We start from the raw sequence: 19,057 nt of genomic DNA, 5'->3' as shown, positions 1-19,057 counted from the left end.
CTCAGCAGCAGTCCGGGTCGAGTCCCCTCGGCAGCCCCTCTCCCCCGAAAACCGCCGTGGTCGCTTCGTCCCCACCGAGCGCGGCCACGGCGAGCAGCACCGCGCCGGCCGTCCAGGAGGTCTGCTCCTCCGGCCAGACCGCGTCGTCCTCGAAGACGTACCCCGTCCAGTACATGCCGTTGTCGGCGCGCAGCTGCTGGATCCACTTGAGGATGCCGACCGCTCGGTCGGACTCGCCCATCGCCCAGAGTGCCAGGGCCAGTTCGGCGCTCTCTCCGCCGGTGACCCACGGGTTCGGCAGGACGCAGCGCACGCCCAGTCCGGGGACGACGAATTGGTCCCAGTGGGCTTCGAGCCGCTCCTTGGCTGCCGGGCCGGTCAGGGCTCCGCCGAGGATCGGGTAGTACCAGTCCATGGAATAGCGGTCCTTGTCGAGGAACCGCTCGGGGTGGCGGCGGATCGCATGGCCCAGCCAGCCGGTGGCCAGCTCCCAGTCGGGCTGCGGATCTTCGCGGTGCTCGGCGATGGCCAGCGCGCAGCGCAGCGCCTGGTAGATCGAGGAGCAGCCGGTGAGCAGCGCGTCGGTGACGGGGGTGTTCCCGTCCTCGAGGGCCTCCCGCTTCCAGCCGATCTGTCCGCCGGGCTGCTGCAGACCGAGGACGAACTCGATGGCCGCGTAGACGGTCGGCCACATCCGCTCCAGGAAGGCGTCGTCGCCGGTGGAGAGGTAGTGGTGCCAGACGCCAACGGCCACGTACGCGCAGAAGTTGGTCTCCCGGCCGCGGTCGGTCGCCTTCTCCGGGTCCCCCTCCGCGTAGGCCGCGTACCAGGAGCCGTCGGAATTCTGGTGGTCGGCGAGCCACCGGTACGCGGCCTCGGCCCGGGCGTGTTCGCCCGCCGCGTCCAGCGCCATGGCGGCCTCGACGTGGTCCCAGGGGTCGAGGTGGTGCCCGCGGAACCACGGTATGGCACCGTCCTCGCGCTGTATGGCCACGATCCCGGCGACGGTGGCGGCGGCCTGCTCGGCCGTCAGCACGCCGGCCAGGACAAGGCGTTCGGTGCGGCCCGGGCTCGTCACGCCTCGCCCTTCGGCAAGTGCGGCTTGGTCGCGTAGGCCACGAAGCTCTTGCCGATCAGCGGGTTCAGGGCCTGCTCGGCAACCCGGGTCAGCAGCGGCTTCTTCATGATGTCCCAGACCAGGAGCTTGTGGTACGCCTTCACCGGCAGGGCCTGGTCGTTGTCGACGCCGAAGGCGCACTTGAGCCACCAGTACGGCGAGTGCAGCGCGTGCGCGTGGTGCGTGCCGTACGGGCGCAGGCCCGCCTCGCATATCTTCCGCAGCAGCTCGTCGGCACGGTAGATGCGGATGTGGCCGCCCTCGACCTCGTGGTACGCGTCGGAGAGCGCCCAGCAGATCTTCTCCGGCCCGTAACGCGGTACGGTCACCGCGATCCGCCCGCCCGGCTTGAGCACCCGCACCATCTCGGCGAGCACGCCCTTGTCGTCCGGGATGTGCTCCATCACCTCGGAGATGATCACGACATCGAAGCTGTCGTCGGGGAAGGGCAGAGCCAGCGCGTCGCCCTCCATCGCGGTGGCGCCGGCGCCCGGCGGCGCCTCGCCGGCCTCCTTCATGGCCGCGAACCACTTGGCGACCTCGCGGATCTCCTCACCGTTGCGGTCCAGGGCCACGACCTGCGCTCCGCGCCGGTAGCACTCGAAGGCGTGACGGCCCGCGCCGCAGCCCAGATCGAGCACGCGGTCGCCTGGGGCGAGCGGGAAACGGGAGAAGTCCACGGTCAGCACGGGGATCTGCCTTCCTGGGGGCTGTCGGGTGGAGCGGAGGGACGTATCTGTCAGGCCGGGTCAGGCGGTGCGTGCGCTCCGGGCCCGCATCGCGATGGCCTCGCGGTAGTGCTCTGCCGTACCGCGGGCGGCCTGTTCCCAGGTGAAGCGGCGCAGCACCCGCTCCCGCCCGGCCATGCCGAGCCGTCTGCGCAGCTGGTCGTCGTCCAGCAGCCGGCCGAGCGCGGCGGCCAGCGCGCCCGCGTCGCCGGGCGGTACGGCCAGGCAGGTCTCGCCGTCGCGGCCGGCGACCTCGGGGATGGCGCCGCCGGTGGTGGCGACCAGCGGGGTACCGGTGGCCATGGCCTCGGCGGCGGGCAGCGAGAAGCCCTCGTAGAGGGAGGGCACGCAGGCGACCTGCGCGCCGCGCACCAGGTCGACCAGATCCTGGTCGCTGATGCCCTTGACGAACTCGACGGCTCCATCGAGCCCGTAGCGCTCGATGGCGGCGGCGACGGGCCCGTCCTCGGCGCGTTTGCCCACGACGACGAGGTGGGCGCGCGGGTTCTCGGTGCGCAGCTTGGCCAGCGCCTCGACGAGGAAGACCAGGCCCTTGAGCGGTACGTCGGCGCTGGAGGTGGTGACGATCCGGCCGGGGATTTCCGGAACCGCCGGGTCCGGGGAAAACAGCTCGGTGTCCGCGCCGATGTGCACGACATGGACGCGGTCCTGGCGCACCCCGAGGTGGTCGACGATCTCCTGGCGCGAGGAGCCGGAGACGGTCAGGACGGACGGCAGCCGGCGTGCCACCCGCTTCTGCATGCGCGTGAAGCCGTACCAGCGGCGTACGGAGAGGCGGCGCTTCCAGCCGTCGGCGGCGTCCAGCTCCAGCCGGCGGTCCACGGTGATCGGGTGGTGGATGGTGGTGACCAGCGGGAAGCCGAGGCGCTCCAGGCCCAGCAGGCCGTAGCCGAGGGTCTGGTTGTCGTGGATGATGTCGAACGCGCCGCGGCGGGCGGCGAGATGACGACGGGCGCGGAGGCTGAAGGTCAGCGGCTCCGGGAAGCCGCCGGTCCACATGGTGGCGACCTCCAGGGCGTCGACCCAGTCCCGGTACTCGTCGCGCCCCGGAGTGCGGAACGGGTCCGACGGGCGGTACAGGTCGAGGCTGGGCAGCTTGGTGAGGGTGACTCCGGCGTCGAGGACGGGGTACGGCTGGGCGCCGATGACCTCGACGGTGTGGCCGAGCCGGGCGAGCTCGCGGGACAGGTGCCGTACGTAGACGCCTTGGCCCCCGCAGAACGGGTTCCCCTTGTAGGTCAGCAGCGCAATGCGCAGCGGGGCGCCGCGCTCGGCCGCGGATGCCCCGGCAGGGAAGTGAGGCACGGCTGCCGGTATGGCCTCAGCGGTCACTCTCGGCCCCCTTCTCACAGCAGTTCAGCCGGAGCGTAATCGCTCGCGCTAATCTAGAACAAGTTTCAGACTTGATCGCTCAAGGAGCTACGAATCTACCCGCAGGTAGCCCGTCAGGGAGGGGCGGAGCAGGTGATTCGCGCCACGGCACGGCCCCTGCCATGCTGTGCGGACCCCCCGCAACTTCGACGCAGACCACGGATGTCACGGAATGGGACATATGACGACAGAGCGCCAGCCGTCCTCCCCTCCCCTGACGGAACGCCAGGAGGCGCGTCGTCGGCGCATCCTGCACGCCAGCGCTCAGCTGGCCAGCCGCGGTGGCTTCGACGCGGTCCAGATGCGCGAGGTCGCCGAGCTCTCCAACGTCGCCCTCGGCACGCTCTATCGCTACTTCCCCTCCAAGGTGCATCTGCTGGTCGCGACCATGCAGGACCAGCTGCAGCACATGCACGAGACGCTGCGCAAGCGCCCACCGACCGAGGAGCAGCCGTCCGCGCGGGTGGCGCAGACGCTGATGCGGGCGTTCCGCGCGATGCAGCGCGAGCCGCACCTGGCGGACGCCATGGTCCGGGCGCTGACCTTCGCCGACCGGTCGGTGAGCTCCGAGGTGGACACGGTGTCGCGGCTGACGACCGCGATCATTCTGGACGCGATGGGGCTGGACGGGGCGCCGACCCCCGAGCAGCTCTCGGCGGTCCGGGTCATCGAGCACACGTGGCACTCGGCGCTGATCACATGGCTCTCCGGGCGGGCCTCCATTGCCCAGGTGAAGATCGACATCGAAACGGTCTGCCGCCTGATCGACGTCACAACGCCGTCCTGACCGGGCGTTCCGCGCCCGGGTTTTGCCCCGCATGCCTCGTATCGCGGCGGATGAGACCCGCCGTGGGCACGGCGACCCGCCTCCGCCTCTCCCGGCGGGCAGCCACCCGTGCGCCCCTGCTCACCCACAGCCAACGGCCGGCCGCTACCCACTCGCCCACGACTGCGCCGGCAGAAACCCCGCCGCGGAAATCCGCCACGGGCACGGCGACCCGCCTCCGCGTCTCCCGGCGGGCCCATCACGCCTCCCCGGGGGCCTGCCTTCGCGGCGGCGCCCGGGCCCTGGCCGCACGCTGCCAGCGAGCGCCAGGCCAACACCTCCGCCCACTGCACCGCCCACGAAAGCACAGCGCGCGGCGGCCACCGCCGCCCACCGCATCCCTGCCCGCCCCATCGTTCACGCCCGCCCGCCATCAGGGCGCGTCAGCGTGCCCGGTTAAGCTGTCCGGCGACAACTGCATCCGTGTCCGATCGGGGGAAGCCGGTGCAAATCCGGCGCTGACCCGCAACCGTGAGCCCAGGGCGTACCCGCGTACGCATCGACCGGGGCGAGCCGGAGCACCCGACCGGAGACGACGAAGGCTCCCGCCGCCGGTACCACCGGCAGCGGCACCGTCGAGGAGTGCGGAAGGCGAGCCCGGTGCCATCGCGCGACGAACGCGTGAGGGAACGGCCGTGCCCTGCCCCCGTATCCCTCACCACCGCGACACATCGAGAGGCACCACCGCTATGAACGTACGCCGCAGCGCCGCGGCCCTCGCCGCGTCGGCCGTGCTCTGTGCGGTTGCCGCCCCGACCGCGATCGCCGACGCGTCGCCCTCCCCCTCCGCCGCCCCGAAGCTCCCCTCGGGCCTGTACGGCACGAAGGACCCCACGTACGACGGGGTGTGGCGGCAGTCGGTGGCCCTGCTCGCGCAGGACACGGTGGGTGTGACCCCGGCGAAGAAGGCCGTGGACTGGCTCGCCGGGCAGCAGTGCTCCTCGGGCGGCTTCGCCGCGTACCGGGCGGACCCCACGGAGGAGTGCGACGCGAAGACGCCGGTCGACAGCAACGCGACCGCGGTGGCCGTACAGGCACTGGCCGCGCTCGGCGGCCATGCGAGCGCCGTGTCGAAGTCGGTGGACTGGCTGAAGACCGTGCAGAACCAGGACGGCGGCTGGGGCTACAACCCGGGCAGCCCGAGCGACGCCAACTCGACGTCGGTCGTCATCGGCGCCCTCGTCGCGGCGGGCCGAAAGCCGGAGGACGTGAAGTCCCAGAAGGGCAAGTCGGCGTACGACGCGCTGGTCGGCTTCCAGCTCGGCTGCGATGAGAAGGCGGGCGAGCAGGGCGCGTTCGCCTACCAGCCCAAGGGCGGCAAGCTCACCGCCAACGCCGACGCGACGGCGGCCGCGGCCCTCGCCGGCCTCGGCAAGGGCCTGGCGGTGGAGCCGCTGGACAAGGGCACGGACGAGGCGGTCAAGCCGATCGACTGCGGTGCCTCCGATGCCAAGGACGCGCGCGAGCCGGACGACGCGGCGCAGGGCGGGGCCGCGTACCTCGCCAAGGCGCTGGAGAGGAGCGGCCGGCACCTGATGTCGGCAATGCCGGGCGCCAAGAACCAGCCCGACTACGGCAACACCGCCGACGCCGTCCTCGCGCTCGCCGCGGGCGGGCACCGCGAGGCGGCCGAGAAGCCGCTGCGGTGGCTGGAGAAGAACTCCGCACGGTGGTCGCAGGGCGACCCCGCCGCCCTCGCCCAGCTGGTCCTGGCCGTCCACGCGACCGGCGCCGACCCGCGCGACTTCGGTGGCACCGACCTGGTGCGGCAGCTGAACGCCACGGGCCCGAAGCCGGCCGCCGAGCACGCCGCCGGGCAGGCGGGCCCGGAGCGGAACGCCGCCGATGAGGGCAACGGTACGGCGGTGTGGTGGATCGTCGGCGTGGGCCTTGTCGCGGGCATCGGCATCGGCATCCTCATCAGCGGCCGCAGGAAGTAGCGATGACGGAGCGGGAGCGTTACACCGCTCGGCGGTCTACGGCGAAGGGGGGCGGGCAGCCGGCCGCCCTTCGTCACGGGGCCTCGCCGACGGTCGCCAACGCGGAGGGGCGACGGGCCGGCAGCCCCGGCGACCGCCGGGCCGGCCGGGGACTCCACGGCGCGGTCGCCGTCGCGGCCTGCGCCACCGGCCTCGCCATCGCCGCGGGCACCGTGCTGGGCGCGATACCGGCGCAAGCGGCCGGGCACCCGCACATGCCGAGGACCCTGGCCGCGGGGTCCGCCCAGGGGTACCGCTACTGGTCGTTCTGGGAGCGCCACGGCGGCAGTTGGGCATACGCCACCGAGGGGCCGGCGACCGCGCGGCCGGCCGACGGCGATATCCACGGTTTCCGCTTCTCCGTCAGCGAGGACTCCCAGGACGCCGCCCAGCCACGCGGCACCGCGGCCTTCGACACGATCTGCGGGGGCACCGACCCCAAGCGCGGCGCCAAGCGGATCGCGCTCGTCATCGACTTCGGCACCGCGGCGGACGCTCCCCCAGCCGCTGCCGGCCGCGGCGGCGAGACGCCGCCGAAGCCCCGTACGGAGTGCGCTCGCGTCGCCGAGGACGCGACGACCGCCGAAGCGCTCGCCGCCGTCGCCAAGCCGCTGCGCTACAACTCCGACGCGCTGCTGTGCGCGATTTCCGGCTACCCGAAGACGGGCTGCGCCGACGAGATATCCGGCGACGGCTCCGCGTCGGCTTCGAAGGCCGACGCGTCGGCGAAGCGGAAGCGGGCGGCTCAGGACGGCGGCCCGTCCGCGGGCCTCCTCGCGGGACTTGCGGTCGTCCTCGGCCTCGGCGCCGCCGCGCTGTGGCAGGCGCGCCGCCGCCGCGGATGACCACGGAGCCACGACCAGTGCCACCCCGCGACAACAGGCCCATCGCCCATCCGCGTCGCCGGCGGCTCTCGCTGCGCCCGCCCGCGGCATCCCGCGGCACCGCCCTGCACGCCGGCGCCTGGTGGCTGTGGGCCCTCGGCCTCGGCACCGCCGCCTCCCGTACCACCAATCCGCTGCTGCTCGCCCTGCTCGCCACCGTCGCGGGCTACGTCGTCGCGGCCCGCCGCACCGACGCCCCCTGGGCGCGCAGCTACAGCGCATTCCTCAGGCTCGGCCTGTTCGTCGTCGCCATCCGGATCGTCTTCTCCATCGTCCTCGGCTCCCCGATCCCCGGCAGCACAACACTGTTCACCCTCCCCGAGATCCCGCTCCCGGAGTGGGCCCGAGGCGTGCGCATCGGCGGCCGGGTCACCGCCGAAGGCCTGGTCTTCGCGCTCTACGACGGGCTGAAGCTGGCCACCCTGCTCGCCTGCGTCGGCGCCGGGAACGCCCTCGCCAACCCGGCCCGGCTGCTCAAGTCCCTGCCCGGCGCGCTGTACGAGGTCGGCGTCGCCGTCGTCGTCGCCATGACCTTCGCCCCCAACCTCGTCTCCGACGTGGCGCGGCTGCGTGCCGCCCGCCGCCTGCGCGGTCGCCCCGACAAGGGCGTCAGGGCAGTCCTGCAGATCGGACTGCCCGTCCTGGAGGGCGGGTTGGAGCGGTCCGTGGCTCTCGCCGCGGCGATGGACGCCCGGGGGTACGGCCGTACGGCGCAGGTCCCGCGCGCCGTACGGCTCACGACCACCGCTTGTACGCTCGGCGGCCTGCTCGGGGTCTGCGCCGGTACGTACGGGCTGTTGGCCCAGCAGGGCAACGGCTTTGGCCTGCCGCTGCTGCTGGCCGGCCTGGCGGCGGCCCTCATCGGGCTGTGGCTCGGCGGCCGTCGCTCGGTGCGCAGCCGCTACCGACCCGACGCGTGGGGCGTACGGGCGTGGCTGGTTTCGGGCAGCGGTGTCGCCGTGGCGGCGCTGATGATCTGGTCCGCCTCGGCCGACCCCGCGGGCCTGCACCCGTCCGTGGTCCCGCCGACGGCGCCGACGTTGCCGCTGTGGCCTGCGGCGGGCGCGCTGTTGGGGTTGCTCCCGGCCTGGATCGCCCCGGCGCCACCCCGCACAGGGACCGGCCCGGACCGGCCCGCACCCCGCACCGACCACCCGGAGGGAACCCCGTGATCCGGTTCGACACCGTGTCCGTCGCGTACGACGACGCGCCCGGATACGCGATCCACGGCGTCGACTTCACCGTCCCCGAGGGCGAACTCTGCCTGCTGGTCGGCCCTTCGGGCGTCGGCAAGTCGACCCTGCTCGGCGCCGTCTCCGGGCTCGTACCGCACTTCACCGGCGGAACCCTGTCCGGCCGCGTCACCGTCGCGGGCCGCGACACCCGTACGCACAAGCCCCGCGAACTCGCCGATGTCGTCGGCACCGTGGGCCAGGACCCGCTCGCCCACTTCGTCACCGACACCGTCGAGGACGAGCTCGCCTACGGCATGGAATCCCTCGGCCTGGCCCCGGCCGTGATGCGCCGCCGGGTCGAGGAGACGCTCGACCTGCTGGGGCTCGCCGAGCTGCGCGACCGCCCGATCGCGACCCTCTCCGGCGGGCAGCGGCAGCGCGTGGCGATCGGGTCCGTTCTCACCCCGCACCCGCGGGTCCTGGTGCTCGACGAGCCGACGTCCGCGCTGGACCCCGGCGCGGCCGAGGAGGTCCTGGCCGTGCTGCAGCGGCTCGTCCACGACCTGGGCACGACGGTTCTGCTGGCCGAACACCGGCTGGAGCGCGTCGTGCAGTACGCCGACCAGGTCGTCCTGCTGCCCGCGCCCGGCGAGCCACCGCTCGTCGGCGAACCCGCCGAGATCATGGCCGTATCGCCGGTGCATCCGCCGGTGGTCGCCCTCGGCCGGCTGGCGGGCTGGTCGCCGCTTCCCCTCTCGGTACGGGACGCGCGCCGTAAGGCGGCCCCGCTGCGCGAGCGGCTGGCATCGCTCACCCCGTACACCGCCGTGGAGCCGAAGCCGGCGGAGCCGGTCGCCGAAGTGACCGAACTGTCGGTACGGCGCGGGCGGATCGAGGCGCTGCGCCGCGTCGAGTTGTCCGTACGGCCCGGGGAGACGGTCGCGCTGATGGGCCGCAACGGCGCGGGCAAGTCCACGCTGCTGGGCACACTGGTGGGGGCGCATGAGCCGACGGGCGGATCGGCGCGCATGGGGGGCGTGACGCCGCACCGTACGCGCCCACAGGAGCTGATCCGACGGGTCGGCCTGGTGCCGCAGGAGCCGCGCGACCTGCTGTACGCGGACACGGTCGCGGCGGAGTGCGCGGCCGCGGATGCGGATGCGCAGGTGCCGCCCGGGACGTGCCGGGCGCTGGTCGCGGAGCTGCTGCCGGACGTGCCGGATGCCGCGCATCCGCGCGATCTGTCGGAGGGGCAGCGGCTGGCGCTCGCGCTGGCGGTCGTGCTGACGGCTCGTCCGCCGCTGCTGCTCCTGGACGAGCCGACGCGGGGGCTGGACTACGCGGCGAAGACGCGGCTGGTGGAGATCCTGCGGGGGCTGGCGGCGGACGGGCACGGGATCGTGCTCGCGACGCACGATGTGGAGCTGGCAGCGGAACTCGCCCACCGGGTGGTGATCCTGGCGGACGGCGAGGTCGTCGCGGACGGCCCGACGGCGGATGTGGTGCTCTCCTCCCCGGCGTTCGCCCCCCAGGTGGCGAAGATCCTCACCCCACAGCGCTGGTTGACCGTCCCCCAGATACGGCATGCGCTTGGCGCCGGAGGCGCCGAATGACGCCGCGCGACGAGCACACCGACAAGTCCCCCGCCGGGCCGGCACAGCGCATGCGGCGCCTCTTTCCCCCGAGCGAAGCGCCGCGCCCGCACGGCGAAACGGGCCCGCGCACACCGCGGCCGCGCGACGGCAAGCCCGCGCCGAACCCCGCCCCGGCGGCGGGTCCAACCGCCGCACCCGCCCCCGCCGTCGGCAACCGCCGACCGCAAGCCATCCGGCTCGGTCCCCGCGCCGCCACCGCCCTCGCGCTGGTCTCGGCGATCGGCGCCGCCGCCTTCGGCTGGCCGCTGCTCGCCTCCGCCGGCTCCGGACTCGCCCACTCCCAGGACGCCCCCTGGCTGTTCGCCGCGCTGCTGCCGCTGCTCGTGGCCGTGGTCATGGCGACGATCGCCGACACCGGGCTGGACGCCAAGGCCGTCGCGATGCTCGGTGTGCTGGCGGCGGCCGGTGCCGCGCTGCGTCCGCTCGGGGCCGGGACAGCGGGTCTGGAGCCGATGTTCTTCCTGATGGTGCTGTCCGGCCGGGTGCTCGGCCCCGGCTTCGGCTTCGTCCTCGGCGGCGTGACGATGTTCGCGTCCGCGCTGCTGACCGGCGGGGTCGGGCCGTGGATGCCGTTCCAGATGCTGGCGATGGGCTGGGTGACCATGGGCGCCGGTCTGCTGCCCGGTGCGCACCGGCTGCGCGGGCGCGCCGAGCGGCTGATGCTCGCGGCGTACGGGGCCGCGTCCGCGGTGGCCTACGGCACCGTGATGAACCTCCAGGGCTGGACGTATCTGCCGGGCCTGTCCTCGGGCATCTCCTTCGTGCCCGGCGATCCGTTCCACGAGAACATCGTCCGCTTCCTCGCCTACTGCGCGGCGACGTCGCTCGGCTGGGACCTGGGGCGTGCGGCGCTCACCGTGGTGCTGGTCCTGACGCTCGGCAGCACCGTGCTCAAGGCACTTCGCCGGGCGACCCGTCGGGCCGCCTTCGAACCGTCCGTCAGCTGGAGTGGCCCGGTCACGGAACGCCCCTGACCGACAACCGGCATGCCGCCTTGCCCAGCGGCCGAATCGGCGGCCGTCCACGACAAATGGAATGGCGGTGCCCGCCGTACGGCGGCCCCCGGCCGGCCGACCGCGGCCCCGTCCGTGCCGCGCATCCCGCACCGGGCGCTCGGCAGGCAGGTGGCGCGGCTGGTCGCCTTCGGGCGGCCGGGCGTCGGACCCGCACCGCACAAGTGCACCGCACTGCAGCCCCCAGACCGAACAGTGCATTCGCCACCCATTACGGCGGTGTCGGTCCCTCACCGTCCCGGCTCTGTCGGCGTCCGGAGCCCGGAAGGGACGGGGGAGCCGGAGGGTCAGAGCATCTCCAGCGGTACGGGGCCGTCGGGCGGCGGGAACGCCTCGTCGAGAACGGCGAGCACGTCCGGAGTCAGACGCAGGTCCGCGGCCTCGCGGTTCTCCTCTACATGCTCGGGCCGTCCGGACCGCGGAATCGCGGCCACGCCCTGTTCGAGCACCCACGCGAGCGCCGCCTGGGTGGGGGTGGCCCCGAGGTGCCGGGCCACGGCCCGCAGGGGCTCGGCACGCAGCAGCCGCCCCTGCTCGATCGGTGAGTACGCCATGACGGGCACCCCGTTCTGGCGGCACCAGGGGAGGAGGTCCCACTCGATGCCGCGCCGAGTGAGGTTGTAGAGCACCTGGTCGAGCGCCACCGTCTCGCCGCCGGGCAGGGAGGTCAGCTCGACCATGTCGGTGACGTCCAGGTTGCTCACACCCCAGTAGCGGATCCTTCCCGCGGCCACCAGGTCGGCGAATCCGGCGAGGGTCTCCTCCAACGGGAACCGTCCGCGCCAGTGCAGCAGATACAGGTCCAGCTGATCCGTACCGAGCCGCCGCAGGCTGCCCTCGCAGGCGGCGACGGTGCCCCGGCGGCTCGCGTGGCTGGGGAGCACCTTGCTGACCAGGAAGACCTCCTCACGGCGCCCGGCGATGGCCTCGCCGACGAGTTCCTCGGCGGCGCCGTCCCCGTACATCTCCGCCGTGTCGATGACGGTCATCCCCAGGTCGAGGCCCAGCCGCAGGGCTGCGATCTCCTGGCGACGCCGGCTCGGGTCCTCGCCGAGGTACCAGGTGCCCTGCCCGAGAGCCGGGATCTCCTCCCCCGACGGGAGCGGAATCGTACGCATCACTGCTGTCGCCATCCCTGCCCTCCCGGAAGCTCGGCCCGTCCGCCGTGCGCCCGGGCGAGACCGCGGCGCGCGATCCCCGCGCTCGCCCCCCCGGTCGTGTCCTGCCCACACTCACGCTGCCGGGCAGCCCCCGGAGGGCAGCGCACGACTCCTTCAGGCCATCACCACCGGCATGGTCGTGCAACTCAGCGCGTTTGACCTGCTCCGGCTCACAGCCGCTGGATGATCGTCCCCGTCGCCAGCGCCCCGCCCGCGCACATCGCGATCAGCGCGAACTCCTTGTCCGAGCGCTCCAGCTCATACAGCGCCGTGGTGATCAGCCGCGCCCCGGTCGCCCCCACCGGGTGCCCCAGCGCGATCGCGCCACCGTTGACGTTCACCTTCTCCAGGTCCTGCTCGAAGACCTGCGCCCACGACAACACCACAGACGCGAACGCCTCGTTGATCTCAACCAGGTCGATGTCCTTCAGCGACATCCCCGCCTTGCCGAGCACCGCCCGGGTCGCGTCGACCGGCCCGTCCAGGTGGTAGTGCGGGTCGGCTCCGACCAGCGCCTGCGCGACGATCCGCGCCCTGGGCTTCAGCTTCAGCGCGCGCGCCATCCGCTTCGACGCCCACATCACCGCGGCGGCCCCGTCCGATATCTGCGAGGAGTTGCCGGCGGTGTGCACGGCGGCCGGCATGATGGGCTTGAGCCCGGCCAGTGCCTCCATGCTGGTGTCGCACAACCCCTCATCGCGGTCCACCAGGCGCCACATGCCCTGGCCCGCCGCCTGCTCCTCCTCCGTCGTGGGGACCTGTACGGCGTACGTCTCTCGTTTGAAACGCTCCTCCGCCCAGGCCTGCGCCGCCCGCTCCTGGGACAGCAGCCCGAGCGAGTCCACGCGCTCCCGCGTCAGTCCGCGGCGCCGCGCGATCCGTTCCGCCGCCTCGAACTGGTTCGGCAGATCCACGTTCCACTCGTCCGGGAAGGGCCTGCCCGGACCGTACTTGGAACCGCTGCCCAGCGGCACCCGCGACATCGCCTCGACGCCGCAGCCGATCCCGACGTCGATCACCCCGGACGCGATCATGTTGGCCACCATGTGGTTGGCCTGCTGCGAGGAGCCGCACTGGCAGTCCACGGTCGTCGCCGCGGTCTCGTACGGCAGGCCGCACGCCAGCCAGGCGTTACGGGCCGGGTTCATGGACTGTTCGCCGGCATGGGTGACCGTGCCGCCGACGATCTGCTCCACGCAGTCCGGCTGGATGCCGGTGCGGGCGAGGAGTTCGCGATAGGTCTCCCCCAGCAGGCAGGCCGGGTGGAGGTTGGCGAGCGCGCCTCCGCGCTTGCCGATGGGCGTGCGTACGGCTTCGACGATGACGGGTTCTGCGGCCATGCCTCGTCCTCTCCTCGCGCGTGTCCGCGGGACGTCCCGGCGCCCACGGCCAGAACTAGTACGCGTTCTAGTTCTTCTCGAAGTTTTATGCCGCTACCGCCGGTACGCAAGGGGCGTGCGCGCCCGACGTCACCGCCCTCTCCCCGCGCCGTCTCGACCAACCCTTGACGGTCACTCACGCCGGGGAAGGCTCGCCCTCCGGGCCCGACATCCTGTGCCCGGTTCGATCAGGTACTTCACGGCGTCACCGCGGCGAGCAGAGGCTACGGCCGTGGTCGGCGGCGTACGCGGCCCCTCGAGCCGTCGCGGCTCCCCCGAACGGCCCGGCCGGGAAGCCGGCAGCGGAAGATCATGATCCGCTGATCCCGGCATCCCAGCTCGACCACACGGCCCGGGACCGCCGGGCCGCGGATCGAAGCGCATCCGACGGGGTGCCTCTTGGTTCAGAAGGAGGAGCACCCTGATGCCCTGGCAGAACTTCCGAAGAGCCGGCGCCGCCCTCGGCGTCCGGCGACCGAGTCCGGGACGGCTGCTGGCCGCGGCCGGTCTGGCAGCCGCCACCGTGGCGGCATTCCCGGCCACACCGGCCCACGCCGCCACCGTGTCCGTGCCCTGCTCGGTCCCGAAGCTCATCGACGCGATCGGCAGGGCCAACATCTCACCGGGCCCCGACACACTCCGCCTGGCCCCCGGATGCACCTACAAGCTGACAAAGCCCGACTACACCAACCACGCCAACGGCCTGCCCGCCATCACCAGCAACATCACCATCGACGGCAACGGCGCAACCATCAAGCGCGCCCGGTCCGCCCCAGACTTCCGCATCCTCCTCGTAGCCCCCACCGGCACCCTGACCCTCAACAAGACCACCATCAGCGGCGGCAAGGGGACAGACTGCCCCCTCTTCCCCATCCCGGGGGTGGTCTGCGGCGGTGGTATCAACAACCAGGGCACACTCACGCTCAACCACAGCCGGGTGGTCCACAACACCGCATCGTCGAATCTGTTCGCCGAGGGTGGGGGCATCGACAACGACGGCACGGCGACGCTGAACCACACCGACGTCAGCCACAACACCGCCCGCTACACCGGCACCGACCGCGAAAATGCCGCCGCGGGCGGCGGCATCGCCAACGACGGTCCGGTGGCGATCAACCACAGCCGCATCGCCCATAACACCGTCAAGGTCACGGCGGGCACCGGCAGCTTCGCGCTCGGTGCCATCGCCGCATTCGCCCCCATGACGATCAAGGGCAGCGTCATCAGCGACAACGTCTCCAGCGCCCCGGGCGGCATCGCACGCGGCGCTCTGAACAACGACACCGGCAACACCGTGACCATGAAGGACACCGTCATCCGCGACAACACATCCAGCGCTCCCGACGGCGGCACCGCCAACGGCGGCGCGGCCGGAAACGGAGGCACGCTGTCCCTCACCCGGACTCGTGTCATCGGTAACCAAGCCAGTGCCCCGGGCGGCATCGCCACGGGCGGCGCGATCAGCGTGGGCCCCCTCGGCAAGCTCGAACTCAGCAAGAGCGTGGTAGCCCGCAACACCGCCAGCGCCCCAGGCGGAGGCACCGCCCGGGGCGGAGGCATCAGCAACATCACCGGTGGCACCGTGACAAGTGAGAAATCGAAGATCCTCAAGAACACCGCCAAGGCTTCAGGCGGCGGCACCGCCCAAGGCGGCGGCATCTTCACCGGCGTGGGCTCCACGACGCTGAAGCGGAGCTCTGTCATCGGCAACAAGGCCGGCGACGGGGGCGGCATCTTCGAGGAGTCCGGCGTGGTCACGCTGAAGAAGAGCACGGTCAAGCGCAACCACCCGAACAACTGCGCTCCGCAGGACAGCATCCCCGGCTGCACCGGCTGAGCGAGCCTGTCGGCACGGTCCCGCACCGCATGTGAGGCAGCACATGTGGTGCGGGGCCCCGACGAGCTCGGCACCATCCCGCGCCGGTCCGCCCGCCGGGCTCACACCAGGCCGGTGTCAGGCCTGCCGACCCCCGTCAGGAGGGCACATCGCTACGGCCGTGGTCGGCGGCGTACGCGGCGAAGACCGCCCTCCACTGTGCCCCCGTATGAAGAAAGCGCTGGTCCAGGACGTTTGCGAGGTCTTCCAGAGCACCCGTCAGCACAGCGGCGGCCATACGCACATCGGCCCGATGGGCCGCCTGCCCGCGCTCGGCGAGATCCGCCGCGTAGCCCACCGTAGCCGCCAGCGAGGAGTGGTCCTCACCGTCATGGAAGTAGTAGCCCTCGGCGTACTGGGTGAAGTCCATACGGACGCGCACCACTTCGGCCGCCAGGCTCTCCAGCATCGAGGCGCCCACAACGCCGTCGAGCTGCCGCGCCGAAGGGTCCGCATCGCTCAGCAGCGCCAGCCTGACCGCCAGAGCGCGCCGACGGGTGAGCGCCGGGTAGACCTGGAGCACCCAGGAGACGGTGGCCGTGAACAGGACGAACCCGAGCAGCGCCTCCACCGGAGCGGCGACGCGGAGCCAGCCATGGGTCGGCACGATGTCCCCGAGCCCGAGAGTGGCCACCGTGACCAGCGACAGATACAAGGAGTCCAGCAGGTAGGGCCGCTCCGGCCGTGGCGCACCGGTCGTGAAGACGAACGCCTCCGGCATGTGAGGCCAGTAGATGAGGGCCCACCCCAGGACGATGGCCAGAGCCCACATGGCGACCACCGTCACCATGGCAAGCGGTCCCACGAGCCCCACGACGCGCCTGCGGGCATGGAAGTGCCAGGACAGCTTCCACAGCGCCGCCATGGTGAGACGGCTGAGCCCCCCATGGCGGGTCGGGTGCCACAACGTATGAAACAGGTCCCGCAGGGCCGCCAGCACCAGCACGGCCCCGATCAGCGAGACCAACCAATCCATGGGCGCGAGCCTAATTCGTCGCCCCCAGCCGCAGTGAGAGCCGGTGGCTCCGCCGGGTTGTTCGAGTGCCACAGGCCGTGACACCTCGCGTCGCGATACGGTCCCGCCATGTCTCGATCAATCGAAGCTGGACCGTCCCGCCTGTCCCCCGTCACCGCGGATGATCTCGATCTTGCCGTGCGACTCGCCGTGGATGTTCTTCGCCAGGCGCCTCCAGCGGCGTGGGACGGTAAGGCCGGTTCGCTGGAGTGGGACTGCTGGGAGACGGTCGAGCACCTCAGTGACGACCTCTTCGCATACGCGGCCCAACTGGGCCCCGCCTCACCGCCCTTGGACGACCATGTGCCCTTCATGTGGGAAAGCCGAAGGCCCGGCGGCCCGGTGAACGCCATCCACGCAAACCGGGAGGCAGGGCCCACCGGGCTGTTGCAGGTACTCGAGGCGAGCGGTGCGCTGCTGGTCGCCATGGTGCGTACGACGCCGCCGCACGTCCGCGCCTACCACGTCTACGGCGTCTCGGACCCCGAAGGCTTCGCCGGCATGGGGATCGTGGAGACCCTGGTGCATACGCACGACCTGGCACAGGGGCTCGGGCTCCCCTGGACCCCGCCCGCCGATCTGTGCTCGCGCGTGCTGGCCCGGCTGTTTCCGGACGCCCCGAAGACCACAGACCCCTGGCCCACCCTGCTGTGGGCCACCGGACGCGCCGAACTGCCCGGGCACCCCCGCCTCACCACCTGGCGCTGGGACGGCACACCCCGCCCATAGGGAAACCGCGCATCGCTGGTCCACCAGGGCGGGGATTTTCCCCGAGAGGACGTTGGGCCGGATAGCCGCGAACACTTTCCGTGGTGGCCCACGTATGCAACGCTGGGGCCCCGGTACCACCCCTTCTCCCTGGTGAGGGCCCCATGCGCTGCATCATCGCCGGCTACCCCTTCGATCTGACCGCGGGCGAGGTGCAACAAGCCATGAGTGGCATCAAGCCCGAGCCCATCACAGGCGAGTCCGTCCGGATCGGATCGCGCACCTACCCCGTCATGCAGGTAGGAGCAGTCGTCACCAGGCAGGATCGGCGCGACTTCACAGCAGGAGAGGTCACGCGCGCGATGAAGCGACTCGGCTTCACCTGCCACCCCGCTGCCGTGTCCCCGAGCATTTAGAACGCGCCGAACTCGCCGGTCGCGGCGGCGGTGACGAACGCCGCGAAGGCGTCGGCGGTGAAGGTTAGGGCGGGGCCGTCGGGGTCCTTGGAGTCGCGGACGGCGACGGCGTGGGGCAGGGCGGCTATCTCGACGCACTCGCCGCCGGTGTCGCCGCTGTAGCTGGACTTACGCCACTGGGCGCCGCCGAGGGTGGCGCACTCGACGCAGGTGCCGCCGGTGTCGCTGCTGTAACTGGACTTACGCCAGCGGACGGTGGTCAGATCAGGGGTGCTCTCCATAGCGTTCCTCCATTACGCGCTGGATCAGCTCCGCCGAGTCCTGCAGGGACAGAGCCGCGGCCTGGAGGTGATCGTAACGGAGGGAACGCGCTTGGACTTCATGCGGATTGGCGGTCGGATGGGCCGTCTCGTAGTCGTCGGTGTAGACGATGGCCGGGTCATCGGCGAAGCGGAAGATGTTGAACGACCCCGGCAGTCCGGCGTGCGCTCCCGCCGTGAAGGGCAGCACCTGGACGTTCACCCTCGGGTTGTCCTGGAACCTCAACAAGTGAGTGAGTTGGTTCCGCATGACATCCGCGCCACCGATCTCCTGGTACAGCACCCCCTCGCCGAGGATCACCCACAGCACCGGCGGCTTCTCCTTCTCCAGGATGCGCTGACGCGCCAGCCGGGCGGCCACCCTCCTGTCCAGGTCACTCGTGTCCATGACGCCGAGTACCGCGCGGGCATAGCCCTCGGTCTGCAGGAGACCGTGCACCAACTGCGCCTGGAAGGCGTAAATCTCGGTGGCCCGCGCCTCCAGTTCCGCGATCTGGCGGAACCACGCCGGTAGTTGGCTGCGCAGCACCAAATCCATCAGCCGCGACAGAACCCCGCCCGTACCGAGCGCCGCGTCCACCCGCTCGCTGAAATCGGGCGTCGGCACCTTGCGCGCCGTCTCGATCTGGCCGATCAACGAGCCCGTATAGCTGACGATCTCGCCGAGTTGCTTCTGTGTGAGTCCGGCCGCCTCCCGAAGGCGACGCAACTCGAATCCGTAGTAGTCCAGCGGGGATGCGCTCGGGTCCAGTTCGCGGATGTTCACCATGGGTGCCCCCTTGCCTAACCCGCCCCCACAGCGGGTTGCATTCATTCCGTAGCCGAGCGTAGTCACCGCCTCCCACCCTTGTGGCGTGAAATGGACAACTGACCTCGCAGCACCGGAAGTTAACCCCCGTCGGCGTTACGGCATGAGCTTCACGGTCGGTGAGCATTCGGCCCTTCACGTACGCCGTATCGTCCGCGCGTACCTCCGGCTCTGGGAGATGGAGGAGCTGACGGACGCGGCGGAGTTGGGCGTTACGGAGCTGCTGGCCAACGTCGTTCGGCACGTGCCGGACCGCCGCTGCTCCGTGCTCCTGCTCCGGCAGCCCGAGGGCCTGCGAGTAGAGGTGGCCGACGGCTTGCCTTCACCGCCCGCCCTCCGCACAGCCGATCCGCTGGACGAGAGCGGCCGGGGGCTGGCGCTGCTCACGGCCCTCGTGGACGCATGGGGCGTCGAACCCGGACCTGGGGACGGAAAGACGGTGTGGTTCGAGTGCGCAGCCAAGTCATGAGCCACACGCCGACCCCGCGGTGACCCGATCAGCCTGACGAGGACTGCTGGGAGCAGAGCCCTGCGCCGCCGGCTCCGAGTGGCGGGCGGGCCGAAGGCGACGGATGCTGGTGGAGACGCGACGATCCATTGGGGCGG

General features: G+C 71.9%; 18 protein-coding genes and 1 riboswitch. Of the genes, 10 read left to right on the top strand and 8 right to left on the bottom strand.

What is annotated here, in order from left to right; genetic code table 11:
• Position 1: 1 nt before the first annotated feature.
• The 3 genes from ACY34J_RS22345 to ACY34J_RS22335 are packed head-to-tail and all read right to left on the bottom strand — an operon-like array spanning position 2 to position 3,198.
• Positions 2 to 1,078 (bottom strand): prenyltransferase/squalene oxidase repeat-containing protein, encoded by a 1,077-nt coding sequence (locus ACY34J_RS22345; protein ID WP_462728362.1) that lies wholly within the window; start codon positions 1,076 to 1,078, stop codon positions 2 to 4.
• Entirely contained in the window at positions 1,075 to 1,806 is a 732-nt protein-coding gene (locus ACY34J_RS22340; RefSeq protein ID WP_462728363.1) for a class I SAM-dependent methyltransferase, read from the bottom strand. Before ACY34J_RS22340 ends, ACY34J_RS22345 begins: the two co-directional genes overlap by 4 nt.
• A 60-nt stretch (positions 1,807 to 1,866) precedes the next feature.
• On the bottom strand, positions 1,867 to 3,198 hold the full coding sequence (locus ACY34J_RS22335; RefSeq protein WP_462728364.1) for a glycosyltransferase family 4 protein: 1,332 nt from the start codon (positions 3,196 to 3,198) through the stop codon (positions 1,867 to 1,869).
• Between the two features lie 220 nt (positions 3,199 to 3,418).
• On the opposite strand from ACY34J_RS22335, the gene ACY34J_RS22330 reads away from it, so the two are divergent.
• The 6 genes from ACY34J_RS22330 to ACY34J_RS22305 all read left to right on the top strand — a co-directional run bounded on the left by ACY34J_RS22330 (position 3,419) and on the right by ACY34J_RS22305 (position 10,730).
• The gene (locus ACY34J_RS22330; protein ID WP_462728365.1) at positions 3,419 to 4,024 is read left to right on the top strand and encodes a TetR family transcriptional regulator; all 606 of its coding nucleotides are present in this window, start codon (positions 3,419 to 3,421) and stop codon (positions 4,022 to 4,024) included.
• 428 nt (positions 4,025 to 4,452) lie between these two features.
• Positions 4,453 to 4,608: riboswitch (cobalamin riboswitch) on the top strand.
• A gap of 144 nt (positions 4,609 to 4,752) precedes the next feature.
• Positions 4,753 to 6,003: a prenyltransferase/squalene oxidase repeat-containing protein gene (locus tag ACY34J_RS22325; protein WP_462728366.1), complete on the top strand. Its 1,251-nt coding sequence runs from the start codon at positions 4,753 to 4,755 to the stop codon at positions 6,001 to 6,003.
• A gap of 254 nt (positions 6,004 to 6,257) precedes the next feature.
• The gene (locus ACY34J_RS22320; protein ID WP_462728380.1) at positions 6,258 to 6,887 is read left to right on the top strand and encodes an SCO2322 family protein; all 630 of its coding nucleotides are present in this window, start codon (positions 6,258 to 6,260) and stop codon (positions 6,885 to 6,887) included.
• Positions 6,884 to 8,098 (top strand): energy-coupling factor transporter transmembrane component T family protein, encoded by a 1,215-nt coding sequence (locus tag ACY34J_RS22315; protein ID WP_462728367.1) that lies wholly within the window; start codon positions 6,884 to 6,886, stop codon positions 8,096 to 8,098. Before ACY34J_RS22320 ends, ACY34J_RS22315 begins: the two co-directional genes overlap by 4 nt.
• Entirely contained in the window at positions 8,095 to 9,714 is a 1,620-nt protein-coding gene (locus tag ACY34J_RS22310; RefSeq protein WP_462728368.1) for an ABC transporter ATP-binding protein, read from the top strand. Before ACY34J_RS22315 ends, ACY34J_RS22310 begins: the two co-directional genes overlap by 4 nt.
• Positions 9,711 to 10,730: an ECF transporter S component gene (locus tag ACY34J_RS22305; RefSeq protein WP_462728369.1), complete on the top strand. Its 1,020-nt coding sequence runs from the start codon at positions 9,711 to 9,713 to the stop codon at positions 10,728 to 10,730. Before ACY34J_RS22310 ends, ACY34J_RS22305 begins: the two co-directional genes overlap by 4 nt.
• Before the next feature lie 326 nt (positions 10,731 to 11,056).
• On the opposite strand, the gene ACY34J_RS22300 is transcribed toward ACY34J_RS22305, so the two are convergent.
• Together ACY34J_RS22300 and ACY34J_RS22295 are read right to left on the bottom strand one after the other, a co-directional pair.
• Entirely contained in the window at positions 11,057 to 11,902 is an 846-nt protein-coding gene (locus tag ACY34J_RS22300; RefSeq protein ID WP_462728370.1) for an aldo/keto reductase, read from the bottom strand.
• A 197-nt stretch (positions 11,903 to 12,099) separates the two neighbouring features.
• Positions 12,100 to 13,269 (bottom strand): steroid 3-ketoacyl-CoA thiolase, encoded by a 1,170-nt coding sequence (locus ACY34J_RS22295; RefSeq protein WP_462728371.1) that lies wholly within the window; start codon positions 13,267 to 13,269, stop codon positions 12,100 to 12,102.
• Between the two features lie 463 nt (positions 13,270 to 13,732).
• On the opposite strand from ACY34J_RS22295, the gene ACY34J_RS22290 reads away from it, so the two are divergent.
• On the top strand, positions 13,733 to 15,145 hold the full coding sequence (locus ACY34J_RS22290) for a hypothetical protein (RefSeq protein WP_462728372.1): 1,413 nt from the start codon (positions 13,733 to 13,735) through the stop codon (positions 15,143 to 15,145).
• A gap of 136 nt (positions 15,146 to 15,281) precedes the next feature.
• On the opposite strand, the gene ACY34J_RS22285 is transcribed toward ACY34J_RS22290, so the two are convergent.
• Positions 15,282 to 16,160, bottom strand: a complete 879-nt coding sequence (locus ACY34J_RS22285; RefSeq protein ID WP_462728373.1) for an ion channel — start codon at positions 16,158 to 16,160, stop codon at positions 15,282 to 15,284.
• 108 nt (positions 16,161 to 16,268) lie between these two features.
• Between ACY34J_RS22285 and ACY34J_RS22280 the strand changes: the two genes are divergently transcribed.
• Both ACY34J_RS22280 and ACY34J_RS22275 read left to right on the top strand, forming a co-directional pair.
• On the top strand, positions 16,269 to 16,928 hold the full coding sequence (locus tag ACY34J_RS22280) for a maleylpyruvate isomerase N-terminal domain-containing protein (RefSeq protein WP_462728374.1): 660 nt from the start codon (positions 16,269 to 16,271) through the stop codon (positions 16,926 to 16,928).
• Positions 16,929 to 17,071: 143 nt separating this feature from the next.
• Positions 17,072 to 17,323 carry an SCO5918 family protein gene (locus ACY34J_RS22275; RefSeq protein ID WP_462728375.1) on the top strand — a complete coding sequence of 84 codons (252 nt, stop codon included), beginning with the start codon at positions 17,072 to 17,074 and terminating at the stop codon, positions 17,321 to 17,323.
• On the opposite strand, the gene ACY34J_RS22270 is transcribed toward ACY34J_RS22275, so the two are convergent.
• Positions 17,320 to 17,604: a DUF397 domain-containing protein gene (locus tag ACY34J_RS22270; RefSeq protein WP_462728376.1), complete on the bottom strand. Its 285-nt coding sequence runs from the start codon at positions 17,602 to 17,604 to the stop codon at positions 17,320 to 17,322. The genes ACY34J_RS22275 and ACY34J_RS22270 overlap by 4 nt on opposite strands.
• Positions 17,588 to 18,412 carry a helix-turn-helix domain-containing protein gene (locus ACY34J_RS22265; RefSeq protein WP_462728377.1) on the bottom strand — a complete coding sequence of 275 codons (825 nt, stop codon included), beginning with the start codon at positions 18,410 to 18,412 and terminating at the stop codon, positions 17,588 to 17,590. The genes ACY34J_RS22270 and ACY34J_RS22265 overlap by 17 nt, the downstream gene beginning before the upstream one ends.
• A gap of 142 nt (positions 18,413 to 18,554) precedes the next feature.
• On the opposite strand from ACY34J_RS22265, the gene ACY34J_RS22260 reads away from it, so the two are divergent.
• Positions 18,555 to 18,920: an ATP-binding protein gene (locus ACY34J_RS22260; protein ID WP_462728378.1), complete on the top strand. Its 366-nt coding sequence runs from the start codon at positions 18,555 to 18,557 to the stop codon at positions 18,918 to 18,920.
• Positions 18,921 to 19,057: the final 137 nt, after the last annotated feature.

This window comes from Streptomyces sp. HSS9-12 (assembly GCF_054963655.1).
Note: the sequence above shows the minus strand (reverse complement) of the source record. Positions and strands in the feature narration are given on the sequence as shown.